The organism is Blautia sp. AF19-13LB, from assembly GCF_003479105.1.
GTDB classification, from domain to species: Bacteria; Bacillota; Clostridia; order Lachnospirales; family Lachnospiraceae; genus Fusicatenibacter; species Fusicatenibacter saccharivorans.
Map to the genome: position 1 here is coordinate 72,249 of NZ_QUGO01000012.1, position 24,238 is coordinate 96,486.

Annotated in this window: 25 protein-coding genes; 10 read left to right on the forward strand and 15 right to left on the reverse strand. The window is 49.4% G+C overall.

All coding sequences use genetic code 11. From position 1 onward, the window contains the following. Positions 1-38: 38 nt before the first annotated feature. From DWX32_RS13295 to DWX32_RS13325, 7 genes are all read right to left on the reverse strand, one after another. Positions 39-941 carry a hypothetical protein gene (locus tag DWX32_RS13295; protein ID WP_118427270.1) on the reverse strand — a complete coding sequence of 301 codons (903 nt, stop codon included), beginning with the start codon at positions 939-941 and terminating at the stop codon, positions 39-41. A 31-nt stretch (positions 942-972) separates the two neighbouring features. Then, a complete protein-coding gene (locus DWX32_RS13300) occupies positions 973-1,743 on the reverse strand; it encodes a DUF6674 family protein (RefSeq protein ID WP_117514319.1) in 771 nt (256 codons plus the stop codon). 3 nt (positions 1,744-1,746) lie between these two features. Next, entirely contained in the window at positions 1,747-2,028 is a 282-nt protein-coding gene (locus DWX32_RS13305) for a helix-turn-helix domain-containing protein (protein WP_117514321.1), read from the reverse strand. 32 nt (positions 2,029-2,060) lie between these two features. Beyond that, positions 2,061-2,285 carry a hypothetical protein gene (locus DWX32_RS13310; RefSeq protein ID WP_117514323.1) on the reverse strand — a complete coding sequence of 75 codons (225 nt, stop codon included), beginning with the start codon at positions 2,283-2,285 and terminating at the stop codon, positions 2,061-2,063. Between the two features lie 13 nt (positions 2,286-2,298). After that, positions 2,299-3,279, reverse strand: a complete 981-nt coding sequence (locus tag DWX32_RS13315) for a DUF3991 domain-containing protein (protein WP_117514325.1) — start codon at positions 3,277-3,279, stop codon at positions 2,299-2,301. Between the two features lie 77 nt (positions 3,280-3,356). Then, entirely contained in the window at positions 3,357-4,229 is an 873-nt protein-coding gene (locus tag DWX32_RS13320) for a DUF6017 domain-containing protein (RefSeq protein ID WP_117514327.1), read from the reverse strand. A gap of 29 nt (positions 4,230-4,258) precedes the next feature. After that, a complete protein-coding gene (locus DWX32_RS13325) occupies positions 4,259-4,780 on the reverse strand; it encodes a DUF5720 family protein (RefSeq protein ID WP_117514329.1) in 522 nt (173 codons plus the stop codon). A 278-nt stretch (positions 4,781-5,058) separates the two neighbouring features. Here DWX32_RS13325 and DWX32_RS13330 point away from each other — a divergent pair, with 278 nt between their 5' ends. The 8 genes from DWX32_RS13330 to DWX32_RS13365 all read left to right on the forward strand — a co-directional run bounded on the left by DWX32_RS13330 (position 5,059) and on the right by DWX32_RS13365 (position 10,727). Beyond that, the gene (locus DWX32_RS13330; RefSeq protein ID WP_243037592.1) at positions 5,059-5,322 is read left to right on the forward strand and encodes a hypothetical protein; all 264 of its coding nucleotides are present in this window, start codon (positions 5,059-5,061) and stop codon (positions 5,320-5,322) included. Between the two features lie 348 nt (positions 5,323-5,670). Next, positions 5,671-7,107, forward strand: coding sequence for an amidophosphoribosyltransferase (purF, locus tag DWX32_RS13335; protein WP_118640095.1), 1,437 nt, complete (start codon positions 5,671-5,673; stop codon positions 7,105-7,107). A 118-nt stretch (positions 7,108-7,225) separates the two neighbouring features. Then, entirely contained in the window at positions 7,226-8,926 is a 1,701-nt protein-coding gene (locus tag DWX32_RS13340) for a S8 family peptidase (RefSeq protein ID WP_118640094.1), read from the forward strand. A gap of 146 nt (positions 8,927-9,072) precedes the next feature. After that, positions 9,073-9,315, forward strand: a complete 243-nt coding sequence (locus DWX32_RS13345) for a helix-turn-helix transcriptional regulator (protein ID WP_022462361.1) — start codon at positions 9,073-9,075, stop codon at positions 9,313-9,315. Positions 9,316-9,407: 92 nt separating this feature from the next. After that, positions 9,408-9,692, forward strand: a complete 285-nt coding sequence (locus DWX32_RS13350; protein WP_055228247.1) for a hypothetical protein — start codon at positions 9,408-9,410, stop codon at positions 9,690-9,692. Continuing rightward, positions 9,652-10,014 (forward strand): hypothetical protein, encoded by a 363-nt coding sequence (locus DWX32_RS19695; protein WP_158576382.1) that lies wholly within the window; start codon positions 9,652-9,654, stop codon positions 10,012-10,014. Before DWX32_RS13350 ends, DWX32_RS19695 begins: the two co-directional genes overlap by 41 nt. Before the next feature lie 54 nt (positions 10,015-10,068). Then, entirely contained in the window at positions 10,069-10,431 is a 363-nt protein-coding gene (locus tag DWX32_RS13360) for a hypothetical protein (protein ID WP_055217741.1), read from the forward strand. After that, on the forward strand, positions 10,428-10,727 hold the full coding sequence (locus DWX32_RS13365) for a hypothetical protein (protein ID WP_022461427.1): 300 nt from the start codon (positions 10,428-10,430) through the stop codon (positions 10,725-10,727). The genes DWX32_RS13360 and DWX32_RS13365 overlap by 4 nt, the downstream gene beginning before the upstream one ends. Before the next feature lie 76 nt (positions 10,728-10,803). Here the strand turns inward: DWX32_RS13365 and pgsA are convergent, their stop codons facing one another. The 5 genes from pgsA to DWX32_RS13390 are packed head-to-tail and all read right to left on the reverse strand — an operon-like array spanning position 10,804 to position 13,843. Then, a complete protein-coding gene (pgsA, locus tag DWX32_RS13370; RefSeq protein WP_055228244.1) occupies positions 10,804-11,340 on the reverse strand; it encodes a CDP-diacylglycerol--glycerol-3-phosphate 3-phosphatidyltransferase in 537 nt (178 codons plus the stop codon). Further along, positions 11,337-12,662: a 30S ribosomal protein S12 methylthiotransferase RimO gene (gene rimO / locus DWX32_RS13375; RefSeq protein ID WP_055217739.1), complete on the reverse strand. Its 1,326-nt coding sequence runs from the start codon at positions 12,660-12,662 to the stop codon at positions 11,337-11,339. The genes pgsA and rimO overlap by 4 nt, the downstream gene beginning before the upstream one ends. A 1-nt stretch (position 12,663) precedes the next feature. Continuing rightward, the gene (gene rpoZ, locus DWX32_RS13380) at positions 12,664-12,942 is read right to left on the reverse strand and encodes a DNA-directed RNA polymerase subunit omega (protein ID WP_022461424.1); all 279 of its coding nucleotides are present in this window, start codon (positions 12,940-12,942) and stop codon (positions 12,664-12,666) included. A 15-nt stretch (positions 12,943-12,957) separates the two neighbouring features. After that, positions 12,958-13,572, reverse strand: a complete 615-nt coding sequence (gene gmk, locus DWX32_RS13385) for a guanylate kinase (RefSeq protein ID WP_022461423.1) — start codon at positions 13,570-13,572, stop codon at positions 12,958-12,960. Further along, positions 13,565-13,843: a DUF370 domain-containing protein gene (locus DWX32_RS13390; protein WP_055218332.1), complete on the reverse strand. Its 279-nt coding sequence runs from the start codon at positions 13,841-13,843 to the stop codon at positions 13,565-13,567. Before DWX32_RS13390 ends, gmk begins: the two co-directional genes overlap by 8 nt. A 151-nt stretch (positions 13,844-13,994) precedes the next feature. Here DWX32_RS13390 and DWX32_RS13395 point away from each other — a divergent pair, with 151 nt between their 5' ends. Both DWX32_RS13395 and DWX32_RS13400 read left to right on the forward strand, forming a co-directional pair. Next, positions 13,995-15,737 (forward strand): Rqc2 family fibronectin-binding protein, encoded by a 1,743-nt coding sequence (locus DWX32_RS13395; protein ID WP_117761560.1) that lies wholly within the window; start codon positions 13,995-13,997, stop codon positions 15,735-15,737. A 215-nt stretch (positions 15,738-15,952) separates the two neighbouring features. Next, positions 15,953-18,421, forward strand: coding sequence for a cation-translocating P-type ATPase (locus DWX32_RS13400; protein WP_118594498.1), 2,469 nt, complete (start codon positions 15,953-15,955; stop codon positions 18,419-18,421). A gap of 90 nt (positions 18,422-18,511) precedes the next feature. On the opposite strand, the gene DWX32_RS13405 is transcribed toward DWX32_RS13400, so the two are convergent. From DWX32_RS13405 to DWX32_RS13415, 3 genes are all read right to left on the reverse strand, one after another. Continuing rightward, entirely contained in the window at positions 18,512-19,075 is a 564-nt protein-coding gene (locus DWX32_RS13405; RefSeq protein WP_117761562.1) for a TIGR01440 family protein, read from the reverse strand. A 94-nt stretch (positions 19,076-19,169) separates the two neighbouring features. After that, on the reverse strand, positions 19,170-21,575 hold the full coding sequence (gene leuS / locus DWX32_RS13410; protein WP_022461418.1) for a leucine--tRNA ligase: 2,406 nt from the start codon (positions 21,573-21,575) through the stop codon (positions 19,170-19,172). Positions 21,576-21,808: 233 nt separating this feature from the next. Next, positions 21,809-23,899, reverse strand: a complete 2,091-nt coding sequence (locus tag DWX32_RS13415) for an elongation factor G (RefSeq protein WP_022461417.1) — start codon at positions 23,897-23,899, stop codon at positions 21,809-21,811. Between the last annotated feature and the right edge of the window lie 339 nt (positions 23,900-24,238).

Sequence of the window (24,238 nt, forward strand, 5' to 3'; positions counted from 1 at the left end):
CCTGCCAATCTTCATCACCTCCAGTCTGTGTAGAATTCTTATCGCTCCGGGGCAGGGCGGCGTTCTTCGTTTTTGAGAAGTTGTGGGAGGTTTCCTGTGAGCCGGTCAGTTTCCCTGCGGATCAGTTTGTCCAGAGCGCCTAAATCCTCCGGTGCAATGGCAAACTCCCGGTAATTTTCATACCACAGGCCCGTAGAGACTGCCGCAATGGGCGCAATTTTCTCCGAACCGGATGGAAGAAGGCGATACACAGGGGCTTCGTCATAAAGAAGCATCTGTTTTGCCGTTCCCTGTGGTATGCGGTACTTATCCATATCCGGGTTCTGGGCTGCCTCCATATATTGCATATTCAGGCGTTCTTCTAAATCCTGGGGCATATAACGAAATGCCTGATCCATCCACTGTCTGAACATCGTGGAATAGTGGTACTGCCATTCCGTAACTTGATTCGGGGCATAAGAAAATCCCCAACTTTTCAGAGCATCTTTTTCGTAAAGCTCCATTTCAGTCCATTCTTTCAGGCTGACCGTAGCCGCTGAACCATCTTTGCGTTCGACATTGACGCCGCAGGGATAGAGGATATTTCTTTTTATATCCTGCCGCAGCGTGTCTAAATCCATCATCAGGACATCTCCGTACAAGTGACCGCCCTCTCTGCGATCCGTATGAAACAGGAAAACCCTCGCTCCGATAAACTCCGTTGTTGAGATCATTTGATGAAGATCCGCCGTAGAACAATAAGCAAACAAAGCGTCGGAAAGCCACATGTGATTTTTCTCCATGATGGCAATGGAATCAGCCCCGGTATTTGTCGCCAGAGAACGCATATTAAATTCGCATTCCCTAAGAAAATCTCCGGCAAAAATATGGAGCTCATACGCAAAGATGGATAAGTCTGTATCACGGATCAAATGAATCTGCGGTAGTGGTTCCTGATTCAATCAAATTCCTCCTTTCATGTGAACCTGACAATTACCGGCTTTCCTTATCATGGGAAGATGCCGGCTGCTTTTTTGCCGGTTCCGTTTTTGCTGCCTGTTCCCGCATTGCTTCCAAAACAGAAGGGCGCCTTTCCGCAGTCTGTTCCAACCGGGCAAGGGTATTAAGTGCCCACTCCGCATTACGGTTAATGGAGGATATAAGAGCGCCCTCCACTTTGAAAGCACCTTTGAACACCCTGGCAATCTTTCCATTTTCTTTTGCGTCTGTCTCCGCAGGTTTTCCTTGAATAGCACGGCCCATATTTTTGAGATGCCGCTCCATTTCGTGATATTCCGTACTGAAAGCGTCAATTCTGGCAACAGCCCTGTTGTTGGCCTGCATACTTTTTTCTGCTGCACTTTGAATGGACTCCAACACCGGTCTGACATGTAAAAACTGTGTGATCCCATTCAAAGCAACAGTACCTCGTTCCCTGAAATCGGCAAGGATATTCCTGCACCCGTTTATGATCTGGCCTTTGAGTTCGGAAAGACGGTGACGCATAACGGAAATATTCATCTCCATAGCTTTACAGCTCTTTTGGAGAGTATCTTTCAGGGAATGGTTCTGTAATCCCTGCATTTCCTGACGCACTGCCTTTAGTTCCTCGGTTGCCTCCAAAAGACGCTGCTCCATCCCGGTCACATGCTCGATTAGCTTGGCAAATTCTTCATATCCCGGTGTATTGTTGTCTTTTAGGAGAGCAAGCAGCTCTTTGACCTGCTCATTTTCCGCAATCGGCTGGCTATCTGTCTCCGTCATTCATCAATCCCTCCCATCTGCCGGTAGCTGCCCTCTGGCAATCTTGCCAACAATCTCCGGACCGGTTTCATAAATCTGCATGAGGCGTTTTGCTGTGCCGCAGGGCTGTGCAGCTCCGCTGGTCCAAAGACGCACTGTGGATGGGGCAACATTCATCAAAAGCGCAAAGCCCTTTTCGTTCATGTCCAGCTTTTTCATCAGCGATTTAACCATATCGGGGCCGTAGTCTGGACACCGGGAAGCCTCGGCAATCATCTGCAAAGCGGTATTTTCAATTTTTTTCATTTTCAAATCCTCCTGTTATTTGTTTTCCAGCCCTATGCCGGGGCAAAGCCGATCTGGTTGTGTTTCATCCTTTTGGCAAAGTCCGGCATCGAATAATTTACCCCGTCAATTTCTGCATGGGTGTCATCCAGACGATGGCAAACAGCAAAATGCCTGTCCCCGTTTCCATAGAACAGGCAAAGTAAACCATTGTCAGGAATAGAAAACAGCGCTTTTCCGGCGCTGTCTGTAAAGCAGATCTGTTGAGATCCATTCATGTTGAAATCCTCCCTAAATTGAAACAGCCGCCTCTTTTGGGCGGCGTTGGTGCTGGCTGGTTTGCAGTTGTTCCCGAACCTCCAGCAATTTTTCATTGTAATCTTTTCCCATCCGGGGAGGGTTGACACTTACCCGGATATGACGGAAACGTTTATCCTCGTGGAGCATGGTCTTGATTTTCCGGGCATTGACAAATCCGGCAAGATCGTGGTCCATATAAAGGGTAACACGCCGGATCTCCGGGTGGCGTTCCAGAAAAGAAGTCAGCGCCACATGGGAAGTACCTCCCAAAGACAAGCGGTAACCATTCCATTTCCATCCCTCCAGCTCTTGAAGCGTTGCATGGGAAAGCGCATCAATAGGAGCTTCAAAGACTGCCACATGCCGGCTACCCGGACTTTGCGGGGGATAACAAAAGTTATATCCTTTGTCGCTGCCATAGACATCCTTTTTGAGATTGCCGCCGATACTGCGCATACAGGCGAACTTCGCTTTCCCGGAATCATCTTTCCCTACAAATACACAAACCGGTTCTCCATGATACCGGGCTTCGTAAAAAATCCCGGCTTGTAAACACTGGCGAATGACTTCTGAGCTGATTCCCCGTTTCTGCAAATAGGAGACCGCAGCGGTCGCGCAACGTCTGGCCCAGGGGAGAGAGAATGCTTTCTTTTCCGGTTCTTTTGATACCTGTATTTCTGCCGTACTTCGGTAAGCCGGTGTATGTCGGATTTCGCCACCTACCAGAGCATGAACCGCATCCACAAGACCATATCCCCGAATCTGGATCAGGTAGTCCAGCGCATTGATACTCCGTCCACGGCTGTTCCAGTACCAGTACCTTTTCCCGGTCACATATACCAGACTGTCATGTTCCTTATGCCGGAAATTAGGTCCATCCCGTTTCAGCACACCGGGTTCATGGAACTGCAGGTAAGTAAACAGATCAGCTTCCCGCGCTGCCTGAATCTGTTCTTTGGTTACGCCGGGCATTGTACCGGCACAGTGATTCTTTTCATCGTGCTTTGCCTCCTTCCTGTGATGGAATGAAAAAAGACACCCAAAGGTGCCTAACAGCCGTACAGATCGTGATTGACCTCGGCACGGTAATAGCTGTCCATTGTAGCCGGGGCATTATACAGCGCCGCCAGCAGATATGCTTTGATATTTCCGACCTTCGTCGTGTTCTTGTCGATACAGTCAAAGACATACTCTAAGTGACCGGAATTGATCTTCAGGAACCGGCTCTTGACGATCTCCCGCGGAAAATCATCTCCGGCGATGCGTATGTAAGGGCGTTTCGACAAAATCACTTCAAGCATAAGTTCAAGGGTTTCGTCCAGACGTTCCCTGCCATACCGTAAGACCAGTAAGTCATATTCGATATTTTCTTTGATGATTTCACGATAGGCTTCTATCAGCTCTATCCGATCCATCCCATCCGTGCGGCTTGCCGCTTCCGGCTCTGCCGGATAGATTGATGGATAAGTTATTGATTTATCTTTTTTTGATTTTTTTGTTTTTAATGGATTAGTATTTAATTGTACCGGATTTGCCTGTTCAGGTTCCGCCTGTTTAGGTTTTGCCTGTTCAGGTTTTACCTGTCTTGGATTTTCCCGTTTAGGTGAAAGCCCTGTGTTTTCGGTGCTTACAGGCTGCTCATGGATCGTATATTCAATGTCTCCCAACTGCCCGTTATCATAGCGGAGGCGCTGCCTGGTGAGATAACCATGCCGCTCCAGTTCCTTCAGGGCAGTAGTGATAGAATCCACACCGTCCTTGCAGATATGGGCGAGTCCTTTCGTGGTATAATCCCAATCTTCCGGCAGCGACAACATAAGTGATAAAAGCCCCTTTGCCTTTAAGGACAACTCCGTATTGCGCAGATGGTGATTGCTCATTATCGTAAAGTCCTTTGTTTTCTCTACACGGAATACTGCCATTGTATCGCCTCCTTTCTTCGACTATTCCGTTACAAGGCATGATCCCTGTGGTCATAATGGAGATGACCGCCAGAGACCTTCGCATGGTTTTTCAGTTTCACTTCGCCCCGTTCCTGGCTCTCTAAAAATTTCTGATAGCCGGCATCTGTAAGGAACAAGCGCATCTTATCGCCTTTGTCGCCAACAGGGGAATCGTAAGACAATACATCAAAAATGATCATGTGCCTTACCTCCGGGTCAAAACGTTCAAGCGCCATGATGTCATGCCCCTTCAATTTTTCTGCACCTGATTGTTGTCTGGCCTCGGCGATCTTTTCTCCAATCGTCCGGGCTGGATAGGGCAGACGGTAATTCTTCTGAATATCTTTTACCAAGTCCATGCACTCTGCATTTGACAGAACACGAAGTTTTGCCATAAGACCTTCTGCCGCCTCCCGCTGTTCGGAATTATTTGAATACCGCACGGTCATATAAAGTTCATTCAGGATCTTTGTCTGATAATCGCCCTCAACCTGAAAGAGCAGCTTTTTTTCCATTTCGTTTAATTCCATGGGGATCTCCTTTCTCTCGAAAATGAGTATGAAAAAAGGGCGTCCACCTATAAAAGTGAAACGCCCACGGCAACCAGCGGTCAGACATAAAGCCGGACCGCTGGCACTATTAAATTTTGTCGTTAATAAAACAGCCTCCTTTTTTCTTTATAGTTTTCGTCAATTTTCAACTTGGAAAAGGAATTGAATAAAAGACGACAAACGCTCAAACCCCTTGAAAATAAAGGCTTTTTCTGTTTGTCGTTATTATACCGTAACGGCATACAGCAGCTACGAATATGCACCAACTGACAGGCGACTTCTATACCGTGGGCGAAGTCTTGGGACATACGCTTGCGGGTATCGGCGCGTCGCTTGGCTTATCCATGAACTTTGAAGCAGTAACCGCCCGATATGTTGATGTGCGCCTGGAGCGAAAAAAGGAGGTGTTGGACGCCTACCACGGCGCAGTAGAAAAAGCAGCCCCGGCACAGGCAAAGGAAGCAGGCGCAAAAACAGAAAAAGGAACGACAAAGAAAAAACACAAGGAAATGGAGCTTTGACCGACTTATCTTTTTACCGCTTCTTATAGCCTTTTATATCACCCCGTCGAGTTAGGGCGGCAAAAAAGCGTCAAACGGCATTTTTTGACCGCTGACGCAGGAACGCGAAAAGCCGCAAAAACATAGTGTTTATGCGGCTTTTCAGCGTTTTACCTATCAAATTTTATTGTGTGGAACGGCAGAAAATTCTACTATTTTTTATTATTTTCGACATTTTCCACGAAATCCTAAATTTCTGCACCATATTTTATACATATCACGATTTTCTTGACATCATCCGCAAAAATGAGTATGATAATCAATGTTTTTAAAACATGCAGGTCTACAACTGAAAAAAGGAGAATACCTATGCAGCCATCGTCAAACAATTGTTATGATACCGGTCTCCGGGAGGAATGTGGTGTTTTCGGCATTTACGATCTGGATGGTGCCGACGTCAGTCCTTCGATCTACTATGGCCTTTCCGCCCTGCAGCACAGAGGACAGGAGTCCTGCGGAATTGCCGTCTCTGACACCAGCGGTCCAAAGGGCCATGTGAAATCCTACAAAGGCCTTGGCCTTGTCAACGAAGTTTTCAAAGAATCCAAATTAGAAGAGCTGTCCGGCAATATCGGCATCGGCCATGTCCGGTACTCTACCACCGGTTCCACTACCGTAGAGAATGCACAGCCGCTCGTTCTGAATTATCTGAAAGGCTCCCTCGCCCTTGCGCACAACGGAAATCTGGTCAACGCTATGGAACTGCGCGAGCAGATGGAAAACACCGGCGCAATTTTTCACACTTCGATTGACTCTGAAATCATCGCCTACGGTATTGCGCGGGAACGCGTTCATTCCAAAACGGTAGAAGAAGCGATTCTACGCACGGTAAAAGAAATCCGCGGCGCCTATGCCCTTGTCATCATGAGCCCGAGAAAACTCATCGGCGTGCGCGACCCATATGGCTTAAAACCGCTCTGCATCGGAAAGCGGGACAACGCCTGGGTTCTCGCCTCGGAAAGCTGCGCCCTCACTTCGATCGGCGCCGAATTCGTCCGCGATGTCGCTCCGGGAGAAATTGTAACGTTTGACAAAACCGGAAATCTGAAATCCGAATTTATGCCGGTTGACGTAAAAAAAGCGCATTGTATTTTTGAATATATTTATTTTGCCCGCCTCGACAGCAAAATAGACAATATCAGTGTCTACGAAGCCAGAATCCGCGGCGGTGCAACTCTCGCAAAGACCTACCCGGTTGATGCAGACCTCGTCTGTGGTGTCCCGGACTCCGGACTTGCCTCCGCAAAGGGCTATTCCGAAGAATCCGGCATCCCGTTCGGTCTTGCGTTCCACAAAAACAGCTATGTCGGCCGTACCTTCATCAAGCCGACCCAGAAGGAACGGGAATCCAGCGTCAAAATCAAGCTGAGCGTTCTCGAATCTGTTGTAAAAGGAAAACGGATCGTGCTCGTCGACGACTCCATTGTCCGTGGAACAACGATTTCCAACCTGATCACGATGCTTCGCAAAGCCGGCGCGACCGAAGTCCATGTCCGTATCAGCTCTCCGCCGTTCCTGTATCCGTGCTATTTCGGCACCGATGTTCCTTCGAACAAACAGCTGATCGCAAGCTCTCACTCCACGGAGGAGATCCGTCAGCAGATCGGAGCCGACTCTCTTGGCTACATGCCGATCGATGAACTCCAGAACATGGTCGGCGATCTGCCGATCTGCCGTGCATGCTTCGACAGCCATTACCCAATGGAAGTACCGAAACAGGATATCAGCGCTCTTCTCGAAAGCTGATTCTATTTCGTCCCCTTTACCGCGCAGACACTGCGTCAGGTAAGGGGGGCTTTTTTGTTTCATGCATACTTTGACGTAATGTTTGCATACAATAGCATCAAAAACAAAGGATCTCTTTATGGATCTTACAGACATCATTTATTCCAACGATTACATCAACATTCTGATCCAGAATTACGTGGCACAGTCCGAGCGGTACCAGATGCTGTTTCCGGAGTCAAGTGCTCTTCTTACGCTGAACCCACAGTATTCCGTTCTCTTTCTCGAGCGGAGTCTGCTGCCGGAAAATCTCTTCGGCGCAGTTCCCTTTACCGGGCTTCCAAAACTTTTTACGCCGCTCTCCACGCTCTCACTGGAAGTCTCCGGGATTGTCCAGACGCAGAATCTCTACGGTGGCGGATATACAGGCAAAAATGTAATCTTCGGTTTTCTGGACACCGGCATTGATTACCGCCACCCCGCATTTCTGCATGCCAACGGACAGAGCCGGATTCTCGCCGTCTGGGATCAGACGGACCGGACGGGAACGCCGCCGGCGCAGTTTCCTTACGGCAGTCTCTATACCAAGTCCAATCTCGACGCGGCACTTGAAAGCGGCAATCCACTCTCCCTTGTTCCCGTCACCGATCCCGACGGGCACGGCACGTATGTCGCAGGCGTGGCCGGCGGTACTCCGGATGCCTCCGCCGGATTTCTCGGCGCCGCACCGGAGGCAGATTTTGCCGTTGTTAAATTAAAACCCGCCAAACAGAATCTGAAAGATTTTTATCTTGTGTCCTCCAATGCTCCCGTCTTCGAGGAAGATGACCTGCTCTCCGCCATGCACTTTCTGAATGAAACCGCAGCTGCGGAAGGAAAACCGCTCGTCCTCTGTCTGGCACTCGGGACGAATCAGGGCAGCCACTCCGGCACGCTCCCCGTTTCTCTGACCTTGGCGCGCTACGGCAACACGCCTGGTGTGATCCCCGTCTGCGCGACCGGCAACGAAGGAAATGCAGCACACCATTATTATGGCTCTGTATCCGAAACTTACACCCCGAAAAATGTAGAGTTTCTCGTTTCTGAAGGAAACCGCGGTTTCACCCTGGAACTCTGGGGACAGGCTCCACAGCTTTTTTCTGTCGGTTTCCGCTCTCCCGGCGGCGAGACGATTCCGCGGATTCCCGTCTCTTTGAATCAGGAACAGCGGATCACCTTCGTTCTGGAGCGCACCGTGATCTACGTCAACTACGAAGTGGTCCAGGCCACGACCGGCAGCCAGCTCATTCTGATCCGCATGCTGGATCCGACCCCCGGTATCTGGACGCTTCAGGTTTACCGCGCTTTTCCATCGCCGCCGGATTTCCACATCTGGCTCCCGATCACCGGATTTTCCACCTCCGATGTGACATTTCTGGAACCGGATCCGTACACGACACTGACGACACCTTCTGCCACGGTTCCTGTTCTTTCTCCCTCCACGTATCAGGCAGCAAACAACAGTTTTTCCCCGGAATCCGGCCGCGGCTTTACCCGGCTTGGTGAAATCAAGCCCGACTTTGCCGCTCCCGGCGTCTCCGTTACCGGACCGGGACCGGCCGGCTCCTATGTAAGCTTCAGCGGTTCGAGTGCGTCCGCCGCCATTACATCCGGCGCCGCTGCTCTTTTTCTGCAATGGGGCATCCAGCGCACTCCCGCCCGCTATTTCACGGCACAGGAGGTAAAAAACTACCTGATCCGCGGTGCAGACCGAACTGATACTATTACGTATCCGAGCAGAGAATGGGGATATGGCCGATTACAGTTATATCAAAGCTTCACAAGCCTTATGACAAACTGATTTTCCCGCTCACAGGTTTGCTTCTATGGTATATCCGTTTGTTGATGCAAACTTTTAATGTGCAAGTGCCTTGTTTTTGATTGTTTTCCGTTGTATCATTACGTATTATCATTATATTTATAAAACTAAAAGGGGGATTCCTGACTATGAATTACGAACGCTTGAACGATCTTCGCCTTCTTGGACTTACGATTGCCTACTACCGAAGAGCAAAAGGAATGACGCAGGCCGAACTTGCCGAGGCGGTACATATCAGTCGTACCCATATGAGCAACATCGAAGCGCCAAATACAAAAACCTCTATTTCGTTGAATCTTCTGTTCGATATCGCTGAGGCACTTGACATTCCGGTGAAAGAGCTTTTTGATTTTCAGGGACGCAGTCTGTAGGGTCTTTGAATTTTTCTCTTTAAGAGTAACCCCGCCCGGCAGTTTTTCATATCATGAATTGTAAGCAAAATGATTCCTTTGGAGGAACAAACATGAGTGATTTAGCTGCTACAAACTGTGGATGCGGATGTGACAACGGCTGTGGCTGCGATAATGGATGCGGTGTTTCCAACAACAACCTGTTCGGAAACAATGGCTGCAGTATTATCTGGATTCTGCTTCTCCTCTCCTGCTGCGGCGGATGTGGATGTGGAAACAACAACAATGGCTGCAATTCCGACTGCTGGCTCGTTCTGATTCTTCTGTTCTGCTGCGGCGGATGGAACAACAACGGCTGTGGATGCGGCAACAGCAATAACTGTGGATGCGGCTGCTGACCTTTTTTCAGTCTTCCCAGATGTTCGGGCAGAAAAAGCCCCGGGTGCGGATCAACCGCCCCGGGGCTTTTTTTCACCAGAATTCTCTTTCAGCGAAACCGTTTCGGTTTCCGTGCTTCTCTTTCCCGCTTTTCCATCTCTTCTCTTTTTTCTTTTTTTCTCATACATTCCAGATCTATTTCATAAAAGGCATTCCCTTCGAGTACCTGTTTTCTTTTTGCTGTTTCTTTTCCATCCATTTTCCGGCGGTCTCCTTTTTCTTTCTTCCTCTTATCATATGTTTTTTCCCGCCTTCTGTCATTTTTTCCGGCCTGGAACATAAGATAAAGAGAAATAAAAAGACAAATGCAGGAATGCTGCCAGGAAGGATCTTAATTTGAATCAGGAACAGGAACAAAATGTGGAACAGATGACACCGCTGGACCAGATGATCGCACAGGATCAGCTTCAGATGCTGAAGGCTGCCATTCCCTACGCCTCCTTCGGCCTGCAGCCCTCCCTTGCGATTTTGAGCAAATGGCTCGAGCTCCAGCGGACCATTCAGCTTTTTTCCCGTCCGGCCGACCTTTCCATGATGTCTGTTGATGCCCCGCACGTCTCTCCGCTTGAGATGCTGCAGGATATTTCCCGTTTTGCCGCCGGTCCGCAGCGGGATCTTCTCTCCCAGATGTTTCAGACCATGCAGATGGTCCAGATGCTTCAGAATATAAATCCCGGAAATGAGGAGGATCTGCTATGAGTTCAGATGATAAGCAAAACGACTGGTCGCAGGACCCCTCTCTTTCCGGAATTGACTTCGCCCGGCTTCAGGCACTGCAGCAGATGGCCTCTCAGAGCCGCGGAAAATCCCAGGCGGAAATGATGCCGTTTCTTCTCTCCCTGATGCAGGGAAATCAGGGCGGCGCACAGTTTTCCGCCTCCGAGGCGGACCTGATCATCTCTGCCATCAAAGCCGGAAAATCCAAACAGGAAGCGGCAAAAATTGACCAGATGGTACGCCTCTTCCGCTCCGCTGCTTCCGGGAAAAAACGCTGAAAAACTACAAACCAAAAAACGCTGCCGGTCTGGAATCCCAAACCGGTCAGCGTTTTTATTCTGTGCTTTTTCCTGCCTAGTTCTGCATGGAAAGCACGTTTTTATTTTTTACCAGGTAATCAATCAGAGAAACAACGGTCAGAATCAATGCAACCCAGATCAGCACGGTATTCAGCACGGAAAGTGCCGGAATGTCGGCGATCAGAAGAATGATCATAATCATCTGGCTGATTGTTTTCGATTTTCCCCACCAGCTTGCTGCGATGACAATTCCATTGTCCGAAGCAACCAGGCGGAAACCGCTGATGATAAATTCTCTTGCGATGATAATAATAACCATCCACGCCGGAAGCTTGTCCAGCTCTACAAAGCAGATCAGTGCAGAGCATACCAGCAGCTTATCTGCCAGCGGATCCATAAACTTTCCGAAATCGGTAATCAGATTGTCACGTCTTGCAATGTAGCCGTCCAGAGTATCCGTGATGCTGGCAGCGGCAAAGATTACCAGTGCAATCCATTTGGACGCGCTTCCGCCCACGCCAGACAGCAGGAAGAACACGAAAAACGGAATCATAATTACCCGCAGAATCGTTAATTTGTTTGGTAAATTCATTGGCTTATCTCTCCTATCAGATCATATTCCAGAGCACCGGTAATTTTCACTCTTACGAAGTCGCCGGATACGAGTGTTTCCGGTGTATTGACAAATACATAGCCGTCTACACCCGGTGCGTCCGCCTGGCTTCTGCCCACATAGGCATCCTCATCCGCCACTTTGCCCTCGATCATAACAAGAAGCTCCTGGCCGATCCTGCGCTCGCCGAGTTCTGCAGAGATATCCTGCTGCAGCTCCATCAGTTCTGCCTGACGGTCCAGTTTTACCTCCTCGTCGATCTGATGCTCCATCGCAGCAGCCGGTGTTCCCTCCTCCGGAGAGTAGGTGAATACGCCGAGACGGTCGAACTCCATGTCGTTGATAAACTCGAGGAGTTCTTTGTGCTGCTCTTTTGTCTCTCCCGGGAATCCTGTGATCAGCGTGGTGCGCAGTGTGATATCCGGCATCTCGCTTCTCAGGAAATCAATTTTGTCGATCAGCTCCTGTTTGGATGTTCTGCGACCCATGCGGCGCAGGATCTCATCGTTGGCATGCTGAATCGGCAGATCCAGGTAGTGACAGACTTTCGGCTCTTCCTTCATCGTCTGAACGAGTTCCGGATAGATGTCCTCCGGATAGCAGTACAGAATCCGAATCCAGTAGAGCTCCTGAATTTTGCAGAGCTCTTTTAACAGAAGGTGGAGAGACGGCTTTCCGTACAGATCGATACCATAAATGGTTGTCTCCTGCGCAACGAGAACGAGCTCTTTGACACCCTGTTCTGCCATCGTCTTCGCTTCTGCTATCAGTTCCTCCATCGGAACGGAGCGGTACGGTCCGCGCAGCTTCGGAATGATGCAGTAGGTACAGTGCTTGTCACAGCCCTCTGCAATTTTCAGATATTCGTAATGGCCGCCTGTCGTTACAACGCGCTGTGCGTCAATTTTCGGCAGTCCTTTCAGATCGGCATACTCCTGGAAGCGGTCGCCGCCGAGGACATCCTGAATGGCATCCAGGATTTTGTCATAGCTGTTCGTTCCAAGTACGGCGTCAACCTCCGGAATCTCCTCAATGATTTCATCGCGGTAGCGCTCTGCCATACAGCCCGTTACCAGAAGAACCTTACAGCTTCCCGCTGTACGGTACTTCGCCATTTCAAGAATATTTTGAATGCTTTCTTCTTTGGCGTCGTGGATAAAGCAGCATGTGTTTATCACGATAACCTCTGCATCTTCCTCGGAATCGGTGATCTCGAAGCCATGCTCTACCAGAAGACCCAGCATATGCTCGGAATCTACCAGGTTTTTATCGCATCCAAGGGAAATAAACAGAATTTTCATATTATTCAATTACTGGCTCCTCTTTTGTTTCCTCTTCCGCTTCAACTTCAGATTCCGGAAGGATTGTAACCTCTCCTTTGTACATCTCCTCTACGGCGATGGAAAGCGGTTTCATGCCTTTTTTCACTTTTACAAGCGGTTCAGCTCCGCCGATGATCTGTCTTGCACGTTTGCTTGTTGCAAGTACCAGAGAGTAACGGCTGCTGACAACCGGTGCCTCGTCCAGATCCTGGCCCTCGTTAATAGTTGCAATCAGTTCCTGATAAGATGGATGAATCATAATAAATGCTCCTTTCTATTTTTCCAGACTTTTTTTCATCTGTTCGATAAAGTCTTTCTGGTTGCTGCTCATGAAATGCTGGCTCTGAATGGTCTCATGCATCTGTTTTACGCAGGTTTCGAGGTCGTCGTTGATCAGGACATAATCGTACTGGTCCATGCCCTGTGCTTCCTCTTTTGCACGCTCCATTCTGCCTTTGATGACTTCTTCTGTTTCCGTTCCGCGTCCCCGGAGGCGTCGTTCCAGCTCCTCGGCGGTCGGCGGTGTGATGAACACAAGAAGGGTGTCCGGACGTTTTTCCTTGACCTGAAGTGCTCCCTGGATTTCAATCTCAAGCAGAACATCTTTTCCGGCATCCAGCTGCTCCTCTACGTATGCCTTCGGCGTTCCGTAGGAATGTTTTACGTAACGCGCATACTCGAGGAAGGCATCCTCTTCTACCATGCGGTCAAACTCTTCTTCTGTACGGAAAAAGTACGATACGCCGTCTTCCTCGCCCGGACGCGGGTCTCTTGTGGTGACGGAGATGGACAGCGCATAGTTGTCGTACTCCTCCATCAGGCGTTTCATCAGTGTTCCTTTTCCTGCTCCGGAAAAACCGGATACTACAGTAAGTATTCCTCTACTCATTTTCAGATTCCCCTCGCTCTTTTTCTGTTTCCCAGCCGCCGTTGAATCTGCGGCTGATCGTTTCCGGCTGCAAAGCCGAAAGGATGATAAATTCTTCTCCGGTGATGAGCACTGCTTTCGTGCGTCTTCCCTGCGTCGCATCGATGATGCGGTTGCTTTCCTTTGCACGCTGCACCATACGCTTGACGGGTGCCGCCTCGGGACTCACCACTGCTATTATTTTATCCGAATTTACGACATTGCCGAATCCGATGTTGATCAGTTTTGCCACAATCCGTCCTTTCCTGTACCTTCTGAAGTCTTTTTCAGAAAATACATCTACCCATACAGATTTATTATAATTCATTCAGAAAGCCTAGTCAAATCTTTTTTTCTGTATTATAATGAAAATACCAGAATTTCAAACAAAGGAGATATTTTCTATGGCTTTTGATGGAATTACCATTGCAAATATTGCACAGGAACTGAATCAGACCATCGTCGGCGGAAAGATCAACAAGATCGCACAGCCGGAAAACGACGAGCTGATGATTACAATAAAAAACAACCGTACCGTTTACCGTCTTCTCCTCTCGGCAAGTGCTTCGCTTCCGCTGATCTACCTGACGGACAACAATAAGCCCGGCCCGATGACCGCACCGAATTTCTGTATGCTGCTCCGCAAACACATCGGCAGCGCCCGCATTCTCTCCGTTACCCAGCCGGGACTCGAGCGTATTCTTATTTTTGAGCTCGAGCATTTGAACGAACTCGGCGATATCTGCCGCAAGAAGCTGATTGTGGAGATCATGGGAAAACACAGCAACCTGATCTTCTGTCAGGAGGACAATACGATCCTTGACAGTATCAAACATATTTCCGCCAACATGAGTTCTGTCCGTGAGGTTCTTCCGGGCCGCACCTGGTTCATTCCGCACACGCAGGATAAGAAAGATCCGCTCACGATCACAGAAGAAGAATTTTTCGATTTCGTCTGCACGAAACCGATGGCTGCCGCAAAGGCAATCTACACTTCCCTTACCGGCTTCAGCCCGCTGATGGCGGAGGAAGTCTGCTGCCGCGCCGGCATCGACGGCGGATTTGCGGTCAATGCACTCGAAGAAAATGCGAAGCTTCATCTGTTCCGCACCTTCTCTTATCTGATTGAGGATATCAAAAACGGCGCATTTACGCCGAACATCGTATACCAGGGCGATGAGCCGAAAGAATTTTCCGCACTGAAACTGACGCAGTATCAGGATTTGCGGGAGGAAACATACGATTCGATCTCCGGTGTACTGGAAACATACTATGCCATGAAAAACCGCATCACCCGCATCCGTCAGAAATCTTCCGATCTGCGCCGTGTCGTCAATACCGCACTCGAACGGAATGTCAAAAAATACGACCTGCAGCAGAAACAGTTAAAAGACACCGACAAGCGGGAAAAATACCGGATTTACGGTGAGCTTTTAAATACGTACGGCTACAGCTGCCAGCCGGGCGATACTTCGCTGAACGCCGTCAATTACTATAACGGCGAGGAAATCACGATTCCACTCGACGGAACGCTCTCTGCCGGCGAAAATGCAAAAAAATACTTCGACCGCTACGGAAAGCTGAAGCGGACCCGTGAGGCACTCGAGGAACTTCTTGTCGAGACGAAAGAGGAAATCGACCATCTCGAATCCATCAGCACGGCGCTTGATATTGCGCTCGATGAGGCGGATCTGGTGCAGTTAAAAGAAGAGCTGATCGAGTACGGCTACATCCGCCGCAAGGGACCGACAGGGAAAAAGCAGAAAATCACCTCCCATCCGTTCCACTACCGCTCTTCCGAGGGCTTTGACATTTATGTCGGCAAGAACAACTTCCAGAACGAGGAACTTTCGTTTAAATTCGCCTCCGGCAACGACTGGTGGTTCCACGCGAAAGGCCAGCCGGGCAGCCATGTCATCGTAAAGACGAACGGTAAAGAGCTGCCGGATTCCGTCTACGAAGAGGCCGCTGCTCTCGCCGCCTATTACTCGAAAGGCAGACAGGCACCGAAGGTGGAAATCGACTACACCTTAAAGAAAAACCTGCGCAAACCAAACGGAAGCAAACCGGGCTTCGTTGTTTATTACACCAATTACTCCATGATGGCGGAGCCGAACATCCGCAATCTTCAGGAAGTACAGGACTAAATTCAGAATACAAAAGACTTTTCGCACATTCCTATCTGTTCCTCTTTGCGAAAAGTCTTTTTTTCGTAAAATTTAATACTTCCTTCATTTCTTTTTCGATGCTCTATGGTATACTTCTTAGTATGGAAAAAGATTCCAGACGTGATCTTTTTCAAACAAACCACAGTGAGGCTGTCTCTTCTTTATCAGGACGGCCGGAGAGGAATATAACTGTTATGAACAAAACAATTCCCGAAATCATTCACCGCCGTGTTCCAACGACGCGTTATGAGGCAGACCCTTCCGAAGGCCTTTCCGCCGAGCAGGTTGCCGAGTACCGCGAGAACGGCTGGACCAACCGTGCGGTGGAACCTCCGTCCAAGACAACGGCCGAGATCGTAAAGAGCAATGTCTGTACGTATTTCAACCTGATTTTTCTGATTATTGCCATCTTTCTGATCCTTGCCGGTTCGTTCCGGGATCTTACGTTTCTGCCGGTCATCATCGCGAACACGCTGATCGGTATTGTACAGGAGATCAAGGCGAAAAAGACGCTGGAAAAGCTGTCTGTTTTAAACGCGCCGAAGGCTACTGCGATCCGTGACGGGGCTGAGGTAACACTCGCCGCGGAAGATCTCGTACTCGATGATATTGTTGTATTTACCGCAGGAAAACAGATCTGCGCTGATGCCGTCGTGCTTGAAGGTGAGGTACAGGTCAACGAATCGCTGCTTACCGGTGAATCCGATGAGATTACCAAGCGCCCGGGCGACGAGCTGATGTCCGGAAGTTTTATCGTCTCCGGAAGCTGCAAGAGCCGTCTGACCCAGGTCGGTGAAGATTCCTACATTTCCCGTCTGACCCTCGAGGCAAAGGCCATGAAAGAGGGCGAACAGTCCGAGATGATCCGCTCCCTCAACAAGCTGGTAAAGGTTGTCGGCATTCTGATCATTCCGATCGGTCTTCTGCTCTTCGGCCAGCAGTTTTTCGTCTCCCACGAAACGTTCCGTGAGAGCATTACCTCGATGGTGGCCGCCGTGCTCGGCATGATCCCAGAAGGTCTTTACCTGCTTGCAAGCGTTGCCCTTGCCGTCAGCGTTATGCGGCTGGCTTCGCAGAAGGTTCTCGTGCATGATATGAAATGTATCGAGACGCTGGCTCGCGTCAACGTGCTCTGTGTCGATAAGACGGGAACCATCACCGAGACAAATATGAAAGTACATGATCTGATTCTGGTCGGCTCCAGTTCAGTCCCTGATACAGAATCCGGCAAAAATGCTCCCGCACTGCAGAAAGAAGAGCTTTCCCTTGCGGTCGGTGATTTCGCATCTGCCATGTCAAACGACAACATTACTATGGCGGCACTGAAAGAATATTTTAAAGACAGCAACGGCAAAACTGCCGTTTCGATGACTTCGTTCTCCTCGGAATTCAAGTATTCCAGTGTGACATTTTCGGATGTCTCCTACGTGCTCGGTGCCCCGGAGTTCGTTCTCCGCGATGATTTTGCACGCTATCAGAGTGAAATTGAAGCGTATACCTCAAAGGGATTCCGTCTCCTCGTCTTCGGCACATCCGAAACTGTACCGAATGGAAAAGCACTCTCCGGCCGTGTCACGCCGCTTGGCTACGTGCTTCTCTCCAATCCGATCCGAAAAGAAGCACCGGAAACGTTCCGCTACTTCGAAGATCAGGGTGTCCATGTCAAGGTCATCTCCGGTGATACTCCGGTAACGGTATCTGAGGTTGCCCGCCAGGCAGGGATTGCACACGCAGAGGATTATATTGATGCTTCCACTCTAAAGACACCGGAAGAGCTCGAAGAAGCAATCCTGAAATACACCGTGTTCGGCCGTGTCACACCAGACCAAAAACGCCAGTTTGTCCAGGCTTTAAAGAAAAACGGCAAGACCGTTGCGATGACCGGCGATGGTGTCAACGATGTGCTCGCATTAAAGGATGCCGACTGCTCCGTTGCGATGGCATCCGGAAGTGACGCTGCCGCACAGGCTGCACAGCTCGTTCTGCTGGACAACGACTTTTCGAAGATGCCTTCTGTCGTACTGGAAGGCCGCCGCGTTGTCAACAACCTGCAGCGCTCGGGAACGCTGTTCCTGGTAAAGAACATTTTCTCGTTCCTGCTGTCCATCTTCTCACTGATCTCGATGGTGACGTATCCGCTGGAGCCGTCCCAGATCTCGCTGATCAGTATGTTTACGATCGGTATTCCAGGCTTCCTGCTCTCGCTGATGCCGAACAAAAACCGGATCGCGGGCCACTTTATCACGAACATTCTGACACGGGCCCTGCCTGCGGCGCTGACCGACTTTTTGATGGTCGCAACACTCGTCGTCTTCGGCCAGGAATTTGCGGTCGGCTCGGAAGATATTTCGACCGCTTCCACCGTACTGCTCGCCATTGTCGGTTTTATGATTCTCTACCGGATCAGCAAGCCGCTCAACTGGATGCGCTGGACGATCCTGATCGGCTCGATTATTGCCTTCATTTTCTGCAGTACCTATCTGAACCAACTGTTCGCCATTTCTGATATGTCCAGAAAATGTATCATGCTGCTGGTCGTATTCTCTGTCGCAACAGAGCCGGTTCTGCGATATTTGAGCATCCTCGTGGATTCCATTTCCTCTTTTTACCGGAAGCAGAAAATTTTCTTCCTGCGAAAACGGGAAGCGAGAAAAGCGAAATAAAACGTAAAACCAACCATCAAAAATGCCGTACAGCGTTGGAAATTTTTCTTCCGCCTGTACGGCATTTTTTGATTTACAAATCACAGTTTCTTACTTTCTCATCTCCGGATCTTCCGCGTAATGCGTCCGCTCGCCGCCGATGTATTTCGGTCTTGTCCGCGCGCAGACAACGTGCGCATCTCCGATCGTTTTCTGCGATACCCGGACCGGAACGGCTACTGCCTTCAGCTGCATGCCGATCAGCACATCACCGATATCAATACCTGCATGCGCCTGCACACGCTCTACGGTGACAGCGTCCTCCAATCCATAGTATGCCGCCATCGCAAACGATCCGCCGCCATGCAGCCACGGTACCGCGCAGACCGGCTCGTAACCGTATTTTTCTGCCGCCGCACGCTCCAGAACAACCGCGCGGTTCAGATGCTCACAGCACTGCGCCGCCAGATACAGCCCATGCTCCTTCGTACACGCATACAGCGCCTCAAACACCGCCTGCCCGATCTCCTGGCTGGAATCCGTTCCAAGCTTACTGTTGTGAATTTCACTCGAAGAACATCCCACTACCAGAGTCTGTCCCGGTTTCATCTGCGCCGTCGTAATCAGCTCCTCTGCGACGGCACGCGCTTCCTGTCTGATTGTTTTAAGATCCATTTTGTATCCCTCCTTGCTAAACAGCAATATTTATGCAAAAGGAGACTGACTCTTTTTCCAAGAATCAGCCTCCTTTCTTCAGCTTACATAATTATTATTTCTGAACGATATTCACAATTCTTCCCGGTACGTAAATTTCTTTTACGATGTTTCCGGTCAGTTTGTCTGCAACTGCCTCTTTTGCAGCGGCGATTGCGGTCTCTTTATCTGCATCTTTGGCGATTTTGATCGTTCCGCGCATTTTACCGTTGATCTGAACAGCGATCTCGGCTACTGCCTCTACCGTCTTCTCCTCGTCAAACTCCGGCCATGCGGTCTGATACAGACGGCCTTCGTATCCAAGGTCTGCCCACAGTTCCTCGGTCATATGCGGTGCAACCGGATTCAGCAGGATCAGAAGGGTTTCGAACTCTTTTCTCGTTACTTTTCCGGCTTTGTAGAACTCGTTGACCAGGGTCATCATGGCTGCGATCGCTGTGTTGTATTTCAGGGACTCATAGTCGCTGGATACTTTCTTGATGGTCTGGTGCATTTTGGACTCCAGCTCTTTGGAGTAGGAATCTCCGTCTACCAGGCTGTCCTGCAGTTTCCATACACGCTCGAGGAAACGACGGCATCCTTTTACGCCTTCCTGAGACCAGGATGCACTTAAGTCGAAGGCACCGATGAACATCTCGTACGTACGCAGGGTATCTGCACCGAACTCAGCTACGATATCATCCGGGTTGACAACGTTTCCACGGGATTTACTCATCTTCTCGCCGTTCTCGCCGAGGATCATTCCGTGGGAAGTACGTTTCTGATACGGTTCCGGGCAGGTAACTACGCCCTGATCGTACAGGAATTTATGCCAGAAACGGGAATACAGAAGGTGAAGGGTGGTGTGCTCCATTCCTCCGTTGTACCAGTCAACCGGCAGCCAGTATTTCATAGCTTCTTTGCTTGCCAGAGCCTCTTTGTTCTTCGGATCGGTATAGCGGATGTAATACCAGGAAGAACCAGCCCACTGCGGCATGGTATCGGTCTCACGTTTTGCAGGTCCTCCGCAGCACGGGCAGGTGGTGTTGACCCAGTCTGTCATGGCAGCCAGCGGAGACTCGCCGTTATCGGTCGGCATGTAGCTCTCTACATCCGGCAGCTCCAGCGGAAGGGATTCTTCCGGAACCGGAACGTAACCGCATTTGTCGCAGTGTACGATCGGAATCGGCTCACCCCAGTAACGCTGACGGGAGAATACCCAGTCACGCAGCTTATAGTTTGTTTTTGCTTTTCCAACGTGGTTCTCTTCGAGCCACTCAAGAATTTTCTTTTTTGCTTCCGCAACGGAAAGTCCGTTCAGGAAACCGGAGTTGACAAGAGTTCCCTCTGCAACGTCGGTGTAAACTTCGTTCTGTACGTCGCCGCCTGCAACAACCTCGATGATCGGCATGTTGAATTTCTTTGCGAACTCCCAGTCACGCTCATCGTGTGCCGGTACTGCCATGATGGCGCCGGTGCCGTAGCTCATCAGTACATAATCGGAAATCCAGATCGGGATCTCTTTTCCATTAACCGGGTTGACTGCGGAAAGTCCGTCGATCATGACACCGGTCTTGTCTTTTGCAAGCTCGGAACGCTCGAAATCGGATTTTCTGGCTGCCATCTCACGGTATGCGCAGACCTCATCCCAGTTCTTGATCTCATCTTTGTACTGGTCGATGTACGGATGCTCCGGGGAGAGTACCATGTACGTAACACCGAACAGGGTATCCGGGCGTGTGGTATAGATAGTCAGCTTCTCCGGTTTATCTTTCAGGGAGAAATCAACCTCTGCTCCGTGGGAACGTCCGATCCAGTTTTTCTGGGAAGTTTTGACACGCTCAATATAGTCAACGCCGTCCAGACCGTCGATCAGCTTGTCTGCATACTCGGTGATCTTCAGCATCCACTCGCTCTTTACTTTGCGGACAACCGGGCTTCCGCAGCGCTCGCACACGCCGTTTACAACTTCCTCGTTTGCAAGACCTACCTTACAGGAAGTACACCAGTTGATCGGCATTTCTTTTTTATATGCCAGTCCGGCTTTGAAAAGTTTCAGGAAAATCCACTGGGTCCAGTGATAGTATTCCGGATCCGTCGTGTTGATCTCTCTGTCCCAGTCGAAGGAATATCCAAGAGACTGAAGCTGGTCTTTGAAGTGATGTACGTTGTTTTTGGTAACGATCTTCGGATGAATGTGGTTTTTGATCGCATAGTTCTCCGTTGGAAGACCAAATGCATCCCAGCCCATCGGATACAGAACGTTGTAACCCTGCATTCTGCGCTTTCTGGCTACGATGTCCAGTGCAGTGTACGGACGCGGATGGCCTACGTGAAGTCCCTGTCCTGACGGATACGGAAACTCAACGAGTGCGTAGTATTTCGGTTTTGTATAATCATCTGTGGCGGCAAAGGCTTTTTCATCCTGCCAGATCTTCTGCCACTTTTTTTCAATGTCCTGTGGCTCATATCTTTTACTCATAGGTAACCTCCTGCATGTTCAAGTTCAAAGTTCTTTTTTCTCACACCGCCGCATAGGACAGCATGCGCATTTGAACATATAGCTGTATTCTATCACTCTTTCCCTGTTTTTACAATTTATTTTTTCCTATATCCTCCGTTTTTCTTCAAAAACCGCAGAAAAATCCGGTTTCCGGGCGAATTCTGCTCCCGAAACCGGATTTTCTCTGTTTTATCACACTATTTTATAAAGCTTTATTCTTCTGCTTTTTCAACCTTCGAAGCTCTTGCCTCAATCTCTTTTGCCTGGATATCGGACGGAGCCTGCTCATATCTCGCAAACTCATAGGAGAAATCACCGCTTCCGCCTGTCATGGAGCGGAGTGTTGTGCCGTATCCGTAGATCTCAAGTTCCGGAACATCAGCCTCGATAATCGTATGGCCCTTGTGATCCGGGTTCATGCCGAGCACACGGCCACGGCGTTTGTTGAGATCGCCCATGATATCGCCGGTGTATTTATCGTCTACCGTGATCTTCATCGAAACGATCGGCTCAAGGAGAACCGGGGATGCTTCCATAAAGCCTTTCTTGAACGCCTGGATCGCTGCGGTCTTGAATGCCATCTCGGAGGAGTCTACCGGATGATAAGAACCATCATACAGAACGGCTTTGACGCCGACTACCGGATAAGCAGCCAGAGGGCCTTTCTGTACGGCTTCCTGGATACCTTTTTCAACAGCCGGGAAGTAGTTCTTCGGAACGGCGCCGCCGACAACTTCCTGCTCGAAAACGTATGGTTTCTCGAGATCTCCGGAAGCGGAGAAGCGCATTTTTACATGACCGTACTGGCCGTGGCCGCCGGACTGTTTTTTGTATTTTGCTTCTACATCCGAATTTTTGCGGATCGTCTCGCGGAAGGCTACCTTCGGACGGGACAGCTCTACTTCTACTTTGTAGCGCTCCAGCAGCTTGCTGACGATAATATCGATGTGCTGGTCGCCCATGCCGTACAGCAATGTCTGATGGTTTGCAGAATCATTGACTGCCTTCATAGTCAGGTCTTCCTGCATCATCTTGGCAAAGGCCTGGGAGATCTTATCTACATCGGCTTTGTTCTTCGGTTTATATCGTTTTGCGGTGTACGGAGTCGAAACATCCGGTTTTCCGTAGCGGACCTGATTGTTCTTTGTCGCAAGGGAATCGCCGGTTCTTGCATCGCCGAGTTTTGCGATGGCACCGATATCTCCTGCATGAAGCTCCGGTACTTCGATCGGCTTGGAGCCTTCGAGCACGTACAGCTTGCTCAGTTTTTCTTCGGATTCCTGATCTACATTATAGAGCACATCATCGCTTTTAATAACGCCGGAGCAAACCTTAATCATTGAATATTTTCCAAGGAACGGATCCACGATCGTCTTGAAAATGGTCGCGCTCTTCGGTTTCGCAAAGTCGTAATTTGCCTCGAAAATTTCGTTCGTATTGAGATTGATGCCGGCACACGGACGGGTGGACGGATCCGGGAAGTATCCGCAGATATCATCCAGAAGGTTCGATACGCCCTGCAGGTTCACCGGAGATCCCATGCATACCGGAACGATGGTGCCGTCTCCTACGTTCATGGCAAGCGCTGCGGAAATCTCTGCTACCGAGAACTCTTCTCCGCCAAAGTAGCGGTCCATAAACTCTTCACTTGTTTCTGCCACGGATTCCATCAGGGTTTCACGGTACTTCTCCAGATATTCTACGGAGTAATCCGGAATCGGGCATTCTTCTTTTTTATCTTTTTCGATATATCTGCGGCCTTTGTTCTTTACAATATTGATATATCCTACAAATTTACCGTTTTCACGCAGAGGCATATGAAGCGGTGCGATTCGTTTTCCGTACAGTTCGGTGAGCTGCTCAACGACTTCTCGGTAGCTGACATCGTCCTGATCCATTTCCGTTACAAAGATCATACGCGGAAGATTGTATTTCTCGCAGAGTTCCCATGCTTTCTGGGTTCCGACCTGCACGCCGGCCTTTCCGGATACCACGATTACAGCGGCATCTGCTGCGGAAGCGGCTTCCTGTGCTTCTCCTACGAAATCAAACATTCCAGGAGTATCCAGAACATTGATCTTATTTTTTCCCCATACGACCGGGACAAGCGTTGTGGAAATAGAGCATTTGCGCTTGATTTCTTCTTTGTCAAAATCGCTGACGGTATTTCCGTCTGTCACTTTTCCGAGACGGTTTGTCATACCGGAAAGATAAGCCATAGCTTCGGTCAGACTTGTCTTTCCGGAGCCGCTGTGCCCCAGCAGCACCACATTTCTGATTCGGTCAGTTCTAAAAACGTCCATATGTAATACCTCCCATGTAAGTAAATTTGCAGATTGCAAGGCCGCTCTTATTCGCCTTTCTGCTTTTTATCAAGATTCACGTCTTCCGTTCCTCTTATCATAGTCACTATTCTACTAAAGTTTTTGCTTTTTTGCAAGTATATTATTCATATTTCACAATATATTTCTGAATTTTTAAATTTTATATGTATTTTAGCTGGTTATTCTGTCTTTCTTCCGCTTTTCTGTCTGGCTTTTCTGTGGAATCTGCCGGATTTTGCAAAACAAGCAAAATTGCTGCCTTTCAAAAATGCTTTGTCGCTTTAAAGCAAGAAATCTTTGACATTTGATTTCAGATGC